The organism is Melioribacteraceae bacterium, from assembly GCA_035362835.1.
GTDB lineage: Bacteria > Bacteroidota > Ignavibacteria > Ignavibacteriales > Melioribacteraceae > DSXH01.
In genome coordinates this window covers 817,602-831,320 of the sequence record DAOSDY010000001.1, presented here as the reverse complement: position 1 = coordinate 831,320, position 13,719 = coordinate 817,602, and the positions used below count along the sequence as shown (strand labels likewise).

Annotated in this window: 11 protein-coding genes and 1 tRNA gene; 7 read left to right on the top strand and 5 right to left on the bottom strand. The window is 38.9% G+C overall.

The genetic code is table 11. The annotated features are described in order from the left end of the window. Window positions 1-121: 121 nt before the first annotated feature. Complete coding sequence (locus PLZ15_03490; protein ID HOI28799.1) at window positions 122-790, top strand: DUF2202 domain-containing protein; 669 nt, start codon at window positions 122-124, stop codon at window positions 788-790. 291 nt (window positions 791-1,081) lie between these two features. Here the strand turns inward: PLZ15_03490 and PLZ15_03485 are convergent, their stop codons facing one another. Continuing rightward, window positions 1,082-3,274, bottom strand: coding sequence for a TonB-dependent receptor (locus PLZ15_03485; GenBank protein HOI28798.1), 2,193 nt, complete (start codon window positions 3,272-3,274; stop codon window positions 1,082-1,084). A gap of 15 nt (window positions 3,275-3,289) precedes the next feature. After that, entirely contained in the window at window positions 3,290-3,802 is a 513-nt protein-coding gene (locus PLZ15_03480; GenBank protein HOI28797.1) for a hypothetical protein, read from the bottom strand. A 162-nt stretch (window positions 3,803-3,964) separates the two neighbouring features. Between PLZ15_03480 and PLZ15_03475 the strand changes: the two genes are divergently transcribed. The 6 genes from PLZ15_03475 (at window position 3,965) to PLZ15_03450 (ending at window position 12,481) form a co-directional block, all read left to right on the top strand. Beyond that, on the top strand, window positions 3,965-7,174 hold the full coding sequence (locus tag PLZ15_03475) for a two-component regulator propeller domain-containing protein (GenBank protein HOI28796.1): 3,210 nt from the start codon (window positions 3,965-3,967) through the stop codon (window positions 7,172-7,174). Window positions 7,175-7,256: 82 nt separating this feature from the next. Continuing rightward, window positions 7,257-7,901, top strand: a complete 645-nt coding sequence (locus PLZ15_03470) for a response regulator transcription factor (GenBank protein HOI28795.1) — start codon at window positions 7,257-7,259, stop codon at window positions 7,899-7,901. Between the two features lie 37 nt (window positions 7,902-7,938). After that, entirely contained in the window at window positions 7,939-8,850 is a 912-nt protein-coding gene (locus tag PLZ15_03465; protein ID HOI28794.1) for a lytic transglycosylase domain-containing protein, read from the top strand. A 214-nt stretch (window positions 8,851-9,064) separates the two neighbouring features. After that, window positions 9,065-9,313 carry a hypothetical protein gene (locus tag PLZ15_03460; protein ID HOI28793.1) on the top strand — a complete coding sequence of 83 codons (249 nt, stop codon included), beginning with the start codon at window positions 9,065-9,067 and terminating at the stop codon, window positions 9,311-9,313. A 261-nt stretch (window positions 9,314-9,574) separates the two neighbouring features. Continuing rightward, on the top strand, window positions 9,575-11,758 hold the full coding sequence (locus PLZ15_03455) for a sodium-translocating pyrophosphatase (protein ID HOI28792.1): 2,184 nt from the start codon (window positions 9,575-9,577) through the stop codon (window positions 11,756-11,758). Window positions 11,759-11,773: 15 nt separating this feature from the next. Continuing rightward, entirely contained in the window at window positions 11,774-12,481 is a 708-nt protein-coding gene (locus PLZ15_03450; protein HOI28791.1) for a hypothetical protein, read from the top strand. Window positions 12,482-12,556: 75 nt separating this feature from the next. On the opposite strand, the gene PLZ15_03445 is transcribed toward PLZ15_03450, so the two are convergent. The 3 genes from PLZ15_03445 to PLZ15_03435 form a co-directional block, all read right to left on the bottom strand. Then, complete coding sequence (locus tag PLZ15_03445; GenBank protein HOI28790.1) at window positions 12,557-12,964, bottom strand: DUF5362 family protein; 408 nt, start codon at window positions 12,962-12,964, stop codon at window positions 12,557-12,559. Window positions 12,965-12,997: 33 nt separating this feature from the next. Continuing rightward, window positions 12,998-13,070: transfer RNA gene (locus PLZ15_03440), tRNA-Ala, on the bottom strand. Between the two features lie 36 nt (window positions 13,071-13,106). Next, window positions 13,107-13,577, bottom strand: a complete 471-nt coding sequence (locus PLZ15_03435) for a hypothetical protein (protein HOI28789.1) — start codon at window positions 13,575-13,577, stop codon at window positions 13,107-13,109. Between the last annotated feature and the right edge of the window lie 142 nt (window positions 13,578-13,719).

Below are 13,719 nucleotides of genomic sequence, written 5' to 3'. Positions count from 1 at the left end.
CTAGACGGAGTATTGATAACAACATTATGGACGAAATAGGATAATGAATATTGCGTTTTTAAATCAATTAGCTCTGGCACCATTATTGTCATTATGGAAACAACAAAAAAGGAGATTTATAATGAAAGTATTAAAAATATTATTGATACCGGCCATGTTATTTGCATCTATTATTTCACAGGGCTGCAGTGATTTAATTTCAAACCCAGAATCGGCTGATCCGGAAGATGTTCAGAACCTGCTTCTCACAACAGACCTCCAAAGTTTTCCTTTTGAAAATATTTCAGAAAAGGAAAAAGATGGTCTATTGTTCTTAAGAGAGGAGGAGAAGGTTGCGCGGGATATATATTTAAAAATGAATGAGAAACATGGGAGCCGGATTTTTAATAATATATCAAGAAGTGAACAAACACATATGGACGCAATAAAACGGTTGTTAGATAAATACGAAATAAATGATCCAATCGATGATGATAGACCGGGTCTTTTTGAAAATCAACAGCTTCAGGATTTATATGATAATTTGCTGAAGCAAGGAGGACAATCACATGTTGAAGGATTAAAGGTTGGAGCACTTATAGAAGAAGTGGATATTATTGATCTAAAAGAAGAATTAGATTCACCGGAAGTGGATAATCAGGATATCCGATTTGTTTATAATAATTTATTAAAAGGTTCTGCCAATCATCTGAGAGCTTTTATAAAGAATCTAAAATTACAGGGTATCACTTACGCACCCCTGTACCTTGATCAAGATACATTCGATAAAATAGTAAACGGGCAACTCTAAAATAATATCACATAAATTACCCGAATGCCCTTTTTTTAAAAGGCGTTCGGGTTCTTTTTATAACGGCTTAGTTTGGGAATATTTTGTGTGACATTTCCAGGGTCGATTTGTATTTCTATTATGAGCTTATGCTCAACAAATTATAGCAATACTCTTTATGAAATAAGTCCTCTTCTTATTATTACAACCGGCGCAGTAATACAATGAATGAAATACAGGAAACGATTCTCCAGCACGACAAATTGGAAGCCTTGTAGTTCACTGACTTTTAATAATACTCTCAAATTAATATCAGAAATAGATCTCTGTACTAAGCGACACATTACGGATCGGCGCAATATTCCCAATAAACTCCACATAATTGTAGTTAAAAAGATTCCTGGCATTAAGGTAAATTTTTGCGGGGATATTCCATATTAAAAAGTTATAACCGGCAGTAATATCCGTAACATAAACAGGAACCCGTTTATCGCCATCGACTACAAGAGCCAGTGGCGGTTCAACGAGCGCGTTATCAATCTCTTCAATCCGGCTCCAATGCCTGAAATCGATTCCAAAATCGAATTGTCCGGGCGAATATTTTACTTGAGCGTAAAAAGAATTGCGCGGGCGGTATTTCATCGATCTGTTCTTCTCAATGTCCCTAGCCCATAAATAATTATAACCGACTGTAACTTTAAGTTCCTCAGGAATAAGTGACCAATCGAGAATTGTTTCAATACCCTGAATCCTGGCTTTGGATAGGTTTATAAATTGAATATCACCTTCATTTGTAAGATTTGCTTCTATAAAGTTATTGTATTCGGTTTGAAAGAGGGCAGCGTCGAAATTTATTCCCGGCCCGATTTTATATTGAACTCCGAATTCAAATGACAGACTTGTTTCTGAAGTAAGGTTCGGATTCTCCTTAACGCCCACTCCACCGCCAACTGCGGCAGAAGTAAATACCTCCGCAGGTGTCGGTGCTCTGAATCCGGTACCAATGGAAGCCCGTAAAATTATATCGTTGTTGAGTTTATAATTAAGACCGAGCCGTGGTGTTACGGCGTTCTTTCCTGAGATCGTATCGATCTTTATATAATCGAAACGCAATCCGGCTGTTGCAATTAAATTTTTAATCCCTTTGTACTCAGCTTGCAGGTAGGCGCCGGCACCGTAAAAATGCGTGTTCGAAAAAATGTTCGAATTAACGTCTGAATAGGAAGCTTCAAGCCCGGATGTAATGATCAGATTATCAGAAGCAAAATAGTTGGTAAGGAATTCTCCCCTGAAAAGATTTGCTACTGAGCTGGTAACTTCCAATCCATACCCGTCGAAGCTGGTTCTGTAAAAGCTTCCTTTCGCTTCCGAAGTAAAATTCTCGTTGAATTTATGATGGTAAATTAATCCGTTAAAGATCCTGTTGGATAAAACGTAATTCCCGTTTTCTTCGTCTTTAGGCACCAGCGCATTCCGTGAATCCTTCCAGTATAAAAAATTGCCCCGGTTGGAATAAAGATAATTTGAGAAGAAGAGAATGTAATTATCGGGTGTGAATGAATAACTCAATTTAATGTGACCGAGGTACCTTTTAAAATAATCGTTCTGCCGGTAGCTCATATTGTCGAATTTTTTGAGTGAAAGAGTATAGCCGAGTTTTTCATTAGAACCGGAATGTGTTAATTCAATTCCATAAAATGTTCTGTAGTTATCATCCCATTTCCAGAGATCGTGTGAGGGTTTATCGTATGCGCCTAAATAACTCTTAAAATATGTAACGGGGCTCTGAACTTTTGCTTTGGTGATTATATTAATAACACCGCCAATCGCAGACGAACCGTAGAGAGAGCTTGCTGGCCCCTTAATAACCTCAACTCTTTCGATATCTGAAAGCGGTATAAGTTCCCAGACAACATCACCGTTATCTCCGGCATACAAAGGAATACCGTTAATTGCAACAAGAACCCGGGCTCCCACACCTTTACTGTACCCGCTGGATCCTCTTATACTTACCTGTTCAAGATTCATCTGAACACCCGGTATATACCGAAGCATGTCATCGAAAGAAATAAAGTTCTTCCTGTTTATATAATCGGGCTGAATTATTGTTGTGCTTGCAGTGATGTCCTCCAGCCTCTGTTCGTATTTCGAAGCGCTTACAATTACCTGTGCCGTTTCAATTACGGCTTCTCTTAAAACTATTGTTAACGGTTTTGAAGAGGCACCGACAGAAATATTTCTGATTGTCCGCTTTCCATAACCAATACATGATGCTTCAAGGTTGTAGACACCGAAGGGAACGTTCTTAATCTCAAAATTTCCGTTTAAATCCGATGCGTCGCCGTAAGTTGTTCCTGAAATAATCAGGTTGGCACCAGTTATCGGCTGAGCTTTATCGCTAATTACCTTACCTATAACCGAACCGGTTTGAGCTGATATGGAGAAAAACGGGAGAATAAATATCACGGTTAAAAACTTTCTTAAAGAGCCTTCTGCTTTTTTCATGCCGAGATCCTTTACTTACATTGGCGGCTGGGGTGGTGGATTATTAAAATCAACTTTTATATTTACGTCGGGCGTAACCTGGTTGGAACGGATTATCAAACTCTTCGGTCTTGTCTGATCATCGTTGAGACAGTATACTCCTACAACAGTCCAGTCCTTTCTTAAGAAAGAGATCTCCGGTGTATTAGATTGTGCCACCGCAACGTATTTATATTCCCCGGGATAGAGAGTAATTATATCCGCAAGAAAATTATCCTCAAGTGAATTATAGGAGTATATAGTATCCCTGTACGGAATTGAGTCTACTATAAACGCGAAATTCTGAATTGAAAAATCATTGGCAGTTAGCAAGGGATTTTTAAATACAACGATATGAGTCCGTTTTATCCCTTCGGGCCATGTACCCGAGAAAGAAACACTTCCTCTGAAACTACCCGGAAGAACAGGTTCACCGGGTTCAATCCCCTTATCGCAACCCTGCAGAAGTATTAATCCTGAAATAATAAGAGCGGCAAAAAACTTAGGCATTTAAGACCCTCTTTCTTAATACCGGGCAAATATAGAAGTTTAGCCACAAATCGCCAATAGACTTATTCATAAAATGATTTGCATTAGACGGCAACGCGATTTTAGATAAATTCAAATGTGTGGATTTTGACCGATCCTATTATTATGATAATGAAAAGGTTTTTGAAAATTTTGCAAAATATGTCCGCCAAATATTACCTCTTAATTCTAATTCACCTCTGGATTTTTTCATCATCAAACGCACAGCATGGACAATACCAGTTTAAGCAAATAAATATTGAGGATGGTCTTTCTCAAAGCACAATTAATTGCATGCTTCAGGACAGCAAGGGATATATCTGGATCGGGACGGCCAACGGATTGAACAGATATGACGGTTATAACTTCAAAGTATTTGTGAATGATCCTCTCGATTCAACAACAATTTCGGATAACAGTATTCTTTCAATTTATGAAGATGAAAAAGGATTAATCTGGATCGGAACCGTGGAAGGAGTCCTAAATAGTTTTGACAGGAGGACGGGATTATTTAAAAGATTTTACATTACGGAGAGAATAAAAATAGATCCGTTGTTTGATGAAAGACGTTTTGAATTCCCGCTGCCCTATTCAAGACACGGCGATAAGGCAATCACCTCAATTGCAAAAGGGAATAATAATTCTCTCTGGCTCGGTACATGGGGTGCCGGACTGATTAATTTCGATGTTATTACCGGAGATACTAAATATTTCGGTCTCGACCTTAAAGATAAAACAGGATTCAGAGCTAAAAGAATTAAATCAATTATCTCATCTGGTGATAATGTCTGGATAGGAACAATTGGTGAAGGAATTTATAAATTAATTGAATCGGACGGCAAGCAGGCTTTTATAAACTTCCGGAAAGGAACCGGGAATAAGAGTTTAACCGACGATCGGGTTATCGATCTCCTGGTTGATAAAGACGGTGGATTGTGGATTGGAACATACGGCGGCGGTTTGAATTATTTATCGAAGCAGGATCAATCCTTATCACCGGATAATGCCTCATTCATTTCTTATTTAACCGGTTCTGTAGAAGGTGCTTCTGTTTCGAGTAATTTTATTACCGCACTTATCCAGGATAGCTTTGGTGCCATTTGGATCGGAACATTCGGCGGCGGCCTCAATAAATTTGATCCCTCGAAAAAAATCTTTACAAGCTACAGAAACGATCCGAATGTACTGTCGACAATATCGAAAAATGATATACTCTCTCTTCTCGAAGATAATTCAGGCAACATCTGGATTGGAACTCACTTAGGAAAGGGACTTAATAAATTTGAACGTTCCAGTATTAAATTCAAACAGATAAACAGGGATATTTACAATAAAAACGGCTTGAACGACGATATAGTCTGGGCAATTACTGAGGATGAAAAAGATAATATCTGGGTCGGTACATACAACGGGGGCTTAAATAAATGGGAAAGAAAAACCAATCTCTTTTCATATTACCGTTCACAGCCCGGTAATCAATTCTCATTGAGTGACAATCATATCAGATCTTTGTTGTATGATGACCGCGGATTACTCTGGATCGGAACCTATGAAGGCGGATTAAATCTCTTCTTCCTTAACTCCGGCCGGTTTGAAAGCTACCTTAACATTCCTGAAGACACATTGAGCCTCGGTGCAAATCAGGTCCAGTCGATTTTTATTGACAGAGAGAAAAATGTCTGGATCGGTACTTTCGGCGGCGGACTGAATAAAGTAAACTCTTTCGGGGAATTTCCCGAAAAACTCTCCTTTGAAATTTATAAGCATAATCCCTCCGATCCGTTCAGTCTGAGCGATAACCGTGTTTATACGATCTTTGAAGATTCTGAAGGGATATTATGGATTGGTACTTTTGGCGGTGGACTTAACAGGTTCGATAAAAGAAACAAAAATTTCATCTCTTATAAAAATATTTCTGGTGATGAATCCAGCTTAAGCGACAACCGTATAATGGGAATTTACGAGGATACTAGAAAAAATCTCTGGATTTCCACTTACGGCGGCGGACTGTTAAAATTTGATAAGAAGAAAGAAAGATTTACAAGATACAATCAGAGCAACCGGCTTTACAGCTCTGTAGTATATGGAGTTCTGGAGGATAAAAGCGGTAACTTCTGGATGAGTTCCGATAACGGACTCTTTAAGTTCTATTCAAGCTCAGAATTGTTTACTCAGTATGATCTGAGTGATGGTTTGCAGAGCCTTGAATTCAGCGGAGGAGCGTACTTCAAATCCCGAAGCGGTGAAATGTTTTTCGGAGGAATTAACGGAATTAATTATTTTCATCCGGACAGTGTAAAAGACAATTACTTCATTCCCCCCATAGTAATTAGTTCCATCAGGATATTCAACGAACCGGTGAAAGGAGAAGTTGATTCAATATATGTTTCATATGATCAGAATTTTCTTTCTATTGAATTCTCTGCGCTCGATTATTCCAATCCAACAGACAATCAATACGCATACATACTCGAAGGAATGGAAAATGAATGGCATTATGTGGACGCCCGCAGAAGGATTGTAAATTATACCAACCTGGCTCCCGGCAGCTATATTTTCAGGGTGCGGGGGTCTAATAACGATGGTGTTTGGAATAATGTCGGAACCGAACTTCATATTTTCATCTCGCCACCCTACTGGCAAACATGGTGGTTTATTACCCTTGCGGTTCTTTTTGTTGCTTTTGTAATCTATTACATCGGAACTATCCGGTACAGAAATCTTCTGTCGATTGAAAAACTGAAAAGCAAACTTTCTGCAGATCTTCACGACAATATTGGTTCCGGACTCACGGAAATTTCTATTTTAAGTGAGCTTGCCTCAAACGAATTGAAATCAAATTCCGCCGATCCCTTACATAAAGTCAGCATGATCAGCGAAAAGGCCAGGATGCTGATCGATAATATGAGCGATATTGTCTGGATGGTAAATCCACACCGGGATTCTCTTTACCACGTAATTCTACGACTTAAAGATTCATACAGCGATTTTCTGAATTCGATGGAGATCTCGTTCGGAACTGTGAATCTGGAAAAATTTTCTTCCGTTCGACTTCCTATGGATTATAAGCAGAATCTCTTTTTAATCTTTAAAGAGGCTATTACTAATTCAATTAAACACAGTAAATGCAAAAAGATAATTCTGGAAGCTAACCTGAATAAAGATATTCTCGAACTTAAGCTGGAAGACGATGGTAACGGAATAGACCTCGATAATATTAAATACGGCAATGGAATTCTTAACATGAAAAGCCGAGCAAAGCTTATTGGCGGTGATCTTGAAATTCAATCTGATAGCTCCGGTACGAAGATCAGGTTTAAAGGCAGGATTAGCGGAATCAATAAGTTTAGCTGAAACTTTCACTTTAATTTTATTCGCTCGCCAATTAAATAATTCCCCGAAAAATTCATTACTTTTGTCTTGTTAAAATCCATTTATGTATATGATTAAAGTTACTATAATAGAGGACAATACAACTATAAGAGACGGCCTGGCCGCGCTTATTAACGGTACACCCGGCTACAGCTGCGTTGGATCCTTTCCTGATTGTGAATCTTTCCTTAGTAAAATTTCCTCACTCGATATTAACGTTGTACTGATGGATATAGGTCTGCCCGGTATGAGCGGTATAGACGGAATTATAAAGGCCAAGAAAATCAAACCCGAACTCAATATTCTTATGCTAACAGTTTATGAGGATAGCCAGTCGGTTCTTAAAGCCCTTTGTGCAGGTGCAAGCGGATATCTGGTAAAGAAAACCCCGCCTACCAGATTGCTTGAAGCAATTAAAGATGCTTACGAGGGAGGAGCTCCAATGAGCTCACTAATTGCCCGTCAGGTAATAACGCTTTTTCAGCAGAATATCGGTGTTCAAAACGAAGATAAAGAAGCGCAGCTTTCGTCGAGGGAAAAGGAAGTATTAACTTCTCTTGCGGAAGGGAATAATTATCAATCAATCGCCGACAGATTATTCATAAGCGTTGATACAGTAAGACATCATATCAGAAACATCTACCGTAAACTTCACGTTCACTCACAATCCGAAGCAGTAGCAAAAGCAATAAGAAAGGGAATTATTTAGTTAATAATTTCTATTCACCTTCTTAAGAGGTGTGAAAATGGCTAAGTCGGTTTGTCCCCTTCGAATCATTTTACAGATTACTTTTTGTGTTATTATTTCGTTCCGTTTAAATGCCCAGGATATCACTAAGTATAACGGCTTGATTGAGAAATACTCAAAACAGTACGGAGTTGATAAAAATATAATTAAGAGTATAATTCTTGTTTCATCGGCGGGCAATCCGAATGCTTCATCCCAAAGCAGAGCATCTGGTTTGATGATGCTTCCAGAAGAAGTGTGTGAGATGTTTAAAGTTAAAAATCCACGCAATCCTTCAGAAAATATTAGTGCCGGATGTAATTATTTTAAATCATTGATGAATCAGTTCAATGATCTGGAACTTGCATTAGCGGCTTTCAATGCCGGACCTGCTGCTGTAAAAAAATATGGAAAGATTCCGCCGTTTGCGGAAACTAAAAAATTTATAGCGGATGTATTAAGTAAATATGAGGATCTTGAGAATTCTCTTGTTGAATCGGAAGTCTTCGGATTCTGGAAGGGAACTGGCAAGTACATTAGTTATCAGTTAACACCGGAACTTACCGGAATGAAATCCCCTGTCGGTCAAACGGAACCTTTCGAAATGGAAATCAATCCCGACGGAGCCGGAGTAAGTATTAAAAGTTTCGGAAAACTCTTAGGGAATCCGTCAAATTACAAAACCGAACTGGGCACCGACTATCTACATGTTGAATATCACGGTGCAAATCCGTGGGGTGAACAGATTCCCAACACAAGAACTGTACATACTATGACGTTTGATTTAGATGTTGTTGTATTCGACAGGATAATGAAAGGCGAATTCAGATTTAAAAATCATACAAAGATGATTTTCAATTCTCCGGATCTGAAACTTCCTGATTCTGAAGCAGAAGTAAACTATATAATGGAATTAAACCTCAAGAAATAATTGACCTTCCAAATATCTCTTTCAACACCGCATAATCATGCAGGTAGGTGCATTTTTTAATCCCCTAAACCTGAAAAACCGCACATTTGTGCTGTTGAGATGCCCTTATTTATTTCATAATTAGAACCCGGGATCATTGATAGTTGCTTTGAGCCGGATTTGGAGGGGGAGTCCGGCATTGGAAATAACAATCACAACATAAATGGAGGAGAAAATGGAAAACACGGTTTTAGCAGAAAAGAATCCTCTTGCTGAATTAATTAGCGATGATATTTATTCACTCCTTACAAGCCGTGGCCTGATTGATGAAAAGTCGGTCCGCGATTATATCATCAGGAAAAAATTCAAATCTCTCAGATCAAACAAAGTAAGCGCAAGCGATGCTATCGAGTCTTTAAGGGAGGAATATCCTTACCTTCAATTCGATACTATCCGTAAAATCGTATATCAACCGAAGAATTGACACCACACAAATACTCCTCATAGAAAAGCAATGCCGGGGATTATTGAAAGATAATTCCCGGTTTCTTTTTAAACCGCTCTGAAAACCATTTGATTTTTATCTTAAACAGATAATTTCATCTTTATTTTTCTTAAATTTGCCACAATATTTTTACGGGTAAATAATTTCAAAGATTGTTTCTTCAGAAATATCTTTCGATTAAATTCAAACCCGGTGTTATATCATTTTTTTTATTTAATCTCAACAAAATGAGGAGTTAATATGCAAGAAAGTCTCTTTTGGTTTGTACCTATTGCATCAGCAGTTGCCTTGGTCTTTGCTTATTTATTCTTTCGTCAGATGATGAAAGAGAGCGAAGGTACGGAAAGAATGGCTCAAATTGCGCTTTACGTAAGAAGAGGGGCAATGGCTTATCTTAAACAACAATATAAAATTGTTGGATTTTTCTTCCTCGGATTAACACTCATCTTTGCGTTTCTCGCATACGGACTTAATGTTCAGAATCCCTGGGTCCCGTTTGCATTCATAACAGGCGGTTTCTTTTCAGGTCTTGCCGGTTTTTTCGGAATGAAGACAGCAACTTATGCTTCAGCAAGAACTGCAAATGCTGCAATGGAATCCTTAAACAAAGGTTTGAAAGTTGCATTCCGGAGCGGCGCGGTTATGGGTCTGGTTGTCGTCGGTCTTGGACTATTAGATATATCAATATGGTTCATAATCCTGAATTCAGTTTATCCACATGAACTTAATGAAGGCCATAATCTTGTAATAATAACAACTACGATGCTAACATTCGGAATGGGTGCATCAACCCAGGCATTGTTTGCGCGTGTGGGCGGAGGAATTTTTACTAAAGCAGCAGATGTCGGCGCCGATCTTGTGGGAAAAGTTGAAGCAAATATTCCAGAAGACGATCCGCGCAATCCCGCTACGATTGCCGATAACGTCGGCGATAACGTGGGAGATGTTGCCGGTATGGGTGCGGACCTGTATGAATCATACGTCGGTTCTATTCTTGCAACAGCCGCATTAGGATCCGCAGCATTTATCGATAATCCTTCGCTTCAATTCAAATCCGTTCTGGCTCCAATGCTTATTGCTGCAATCGGAATCATTCTTTCAATTGCAGGAATCTATGCAGTTCGGACAAAAGAGGATGCTAAGCTTGGCGACCTTCTGAAATCATTAAACAGAGGTATTAATTTCAGTTCTATTCTGATAGTTATCTTTTCCTACATAGTAGTCCACATGCTTGGCTTTGATAATGCGACCGGTATATGGGGATCAATTGTTACAGGATTGGTTTCGGGAATTGTGATTGGTAAAGCAACCGAATATTTCACAGCATACGAATATAAGCCGACACAATTCGTGGCTCAGAATGCAAAGACCGGTCCAGCCACAGTAATAATTTCCGGACTTGGAGTTGGCATGTTATCAACCGCAATTCCTGTTCTTGCAGTTGGAATTGCAATAATACTCGCTTTCTTATTTGCCTCGGGATTCGATCTCGCAAATATTAATATGGGATTATACGGAATTGGTATTGCTGCTGTGGGTATGCTCTCAACACTCGGCATCACTCTTGCGACTGATGCGTACGGACCGATAGCAGATAATGCCGGCGGTAACGCTGAAATGAGCGGACTCGGCAAAGAGGTTAGAAAGAAAACTGATGCTCTCGATTCTCTTGGTAATACGACCGCTGCAACAGGCAAGGGATTCGCAATCGGATCGGCAGCATTGACAGCTTTAGCGTTGCTTGCTTCTTTTATTGAAGAAGTAAAAATAGCTCTTGTTCGGTCCGGTGTTACAGAGCTTGGAAATGGAATTAAAACCCAAACTGCTCAAATAGTGGATTTGATTGATTATTATGAAGTGAATCTTATGAATCCGAAAGTTCTTGTTGGAATATTCATCGGATCTATGATGGCATTCCTTTTCTGCGGATTAACCATGAACGCAGTCGGGCGCGCCGCTTCAAGAATGGTTGATGAAGTAAGAAGACAATTCAAAGAAATTGCCGGGATACTTGAAGGAAAAGCCGAACCGGATTACGCACGTTGTGTCGAAATTTCTACGAAAGGCGCTCAAGTTGAAATGATTCTTCCGTCCAGTCTTGCAATTGCTATCCCTATAATTACCGGTTTAATTTTCGGCGTAGCCGGTGTAATGGGATTACTAACCGGCGGATTGGCAAGCGGTTTTGTACTGGCGATATTCATGGCAAATTCCGGCGGCGCCTGGGACAATGCAAAGAAATTTATTGAGGAAGGAAATATGGGCGGTAAAGGGTCAGAGGCTCATAAAGCTGCAGTTATTGGCGATACCGTTGGCGATCCATTTAAAGATACTTCCGGACCAAGTCTGAATATTCTCATTAAACTTATGAGTATGGTTGCGATTGTAATGTCCGGACTTATAGTTACGTATAGTCTTTTTTAATTAATAGAGGGAAAAATGAAAAAGCTGTTATTTCTTTTTGCTTTAATACTGTTTTTATCTCCGGTGTTGGCTCAGCACGAGCACGAAACTTCATCGGATGTTCCGGAATTATCCGAATACCACGATGTTATTTATCAGCTATGGCATGTTGGTTGGCCGGAGAAGGATGTAGCTTTACTGAAATCTTTACTGCCGCAGATCGAAGCCGGTTTTGCAAAACTGGAAAAAGTGGAGTTGAAAGGAATTCTTCAGGATAAAAAAGCAAAGTGGAACGAAGGGCTTGTTGCACTGAAAGCGACTGTTAAAGAATATAAGTCGGCTGCAGGTAAAGAAGACCCCAAGCCGCTTCTCGATGCCGCCGAGAAACTTCATACTCAATATGAAATGCTCGTCCGCACCGTTAAACCGATGGTTAAGGAAGTTGATGCTTTCCATCAGATCCTCTATATGCTCTATCACTATTATGCACCGGAATATAATTTTGAAAAGATTAAATCCGCTGCAGCCGAAATGAAGATCAAAATGATTGACGTGATGAATTCAAAGCTTTCAAAAAGACTCGAATCGAGAAATGAAAAATTTGATGCATCAAGAAAAGCACTTAATGATGCCGTGGATCAGTTCAATTCGGTAGTTGAAAAGGGCAATAATAAGGATGCGGTTATTGCAGCTGTTGATAAGGTTCACCACCTTTACCAGGAATTGGAAAAGGTATTCGATTAATTTTATTAATAAACACCCTCTCAAAGCGAGAGGGTGTTTATTTTGTTGCCTGAATTATTGCATAATCAAAATTGTCTAACCGTAATACTGCATTTCCTGAATAGCTGAAATCATTGGTATCAACAGAGCTATAAATAAAATAATTCCGAGAACCATAAGAACAAGCGAAATAATAATAAGTATTTTAATGATCTTATAATACTTAGCCTGAAGTTCAAATCCTGCACGCATTGCCCTTGCATCATTATTCATTCTGAAGATATCGAATTGTTCAGCCGACTCCCTCATTCTCATTCCGATAAAGATGTAAGGGATACCGACTATCGCCCCTATTATCGAGAGACAGTTGATAGCCCCGATGATTATAACGAACATCCCCACAAATTTCATGTCGTTAATCATTTGTGAGAAAATCATCTGGAAATATGTAGGAGGTTTGAAAGATTCTGAGGAATCGAGATTGATGTTTTCTATTTGATCCATTTATACTTCTCCTCTAGTTGGTTTGAAGTTATGTGGAGCTAAAGGGATTCGAACCCTCGACCTATACGTTGCGAACGTACCGCTCTCCCAGCTGAGCTATAGCCCCGCTATAAACAGATACATCTAATTAAAAATCAGGTTTTCAATCGATAAGGTCAATATATTCATCCAAAAATTTACGGGCCCATACGGTTTCCGCCGAAATCCAGAATAGTTTATTGTTAATTGTAAAAACATAATGTGTCTGACCCATTCCGAATGTCCTATAAACTCTTCTGCCGGATACAGTCATAAATGAACCCTTTTCAAAAACAGAATTCTCAGGCGAAATTTTTACAGTCATTTTCTCATAATTATCGGATGCTGTGTTTTCATCATTATAATAAGTAACATATATAATGGCGTTACCTTTCTCTCCGCTGTAAAATCCGATCTCATTCTTTTCCGAAGTTACTGAGTTGAAGTGCAGACGGTTTACGAAATTAATTGCTTCGGCTCCTGTAAGGTGTTTTGTAAGTTTTAATCCGGAAAATTCTTGCGGTATTGTAATCGGTTCTTCGGCGCAAAATGATAGTGTAAGTAAAATGAGGGCGGAAATAATAATTCTTTTCATCTTCCATCTCAAAATTTTTGCTCAAAATATACGCTATAATAATTAAATCTACTTGTTGAGAATTCACATTTTAGGCTATAAGTTTATTGTCGTAAAAATTGTTCTTTTCCTCTTCTCAATTAATTTCAAAATATGGGGTCGG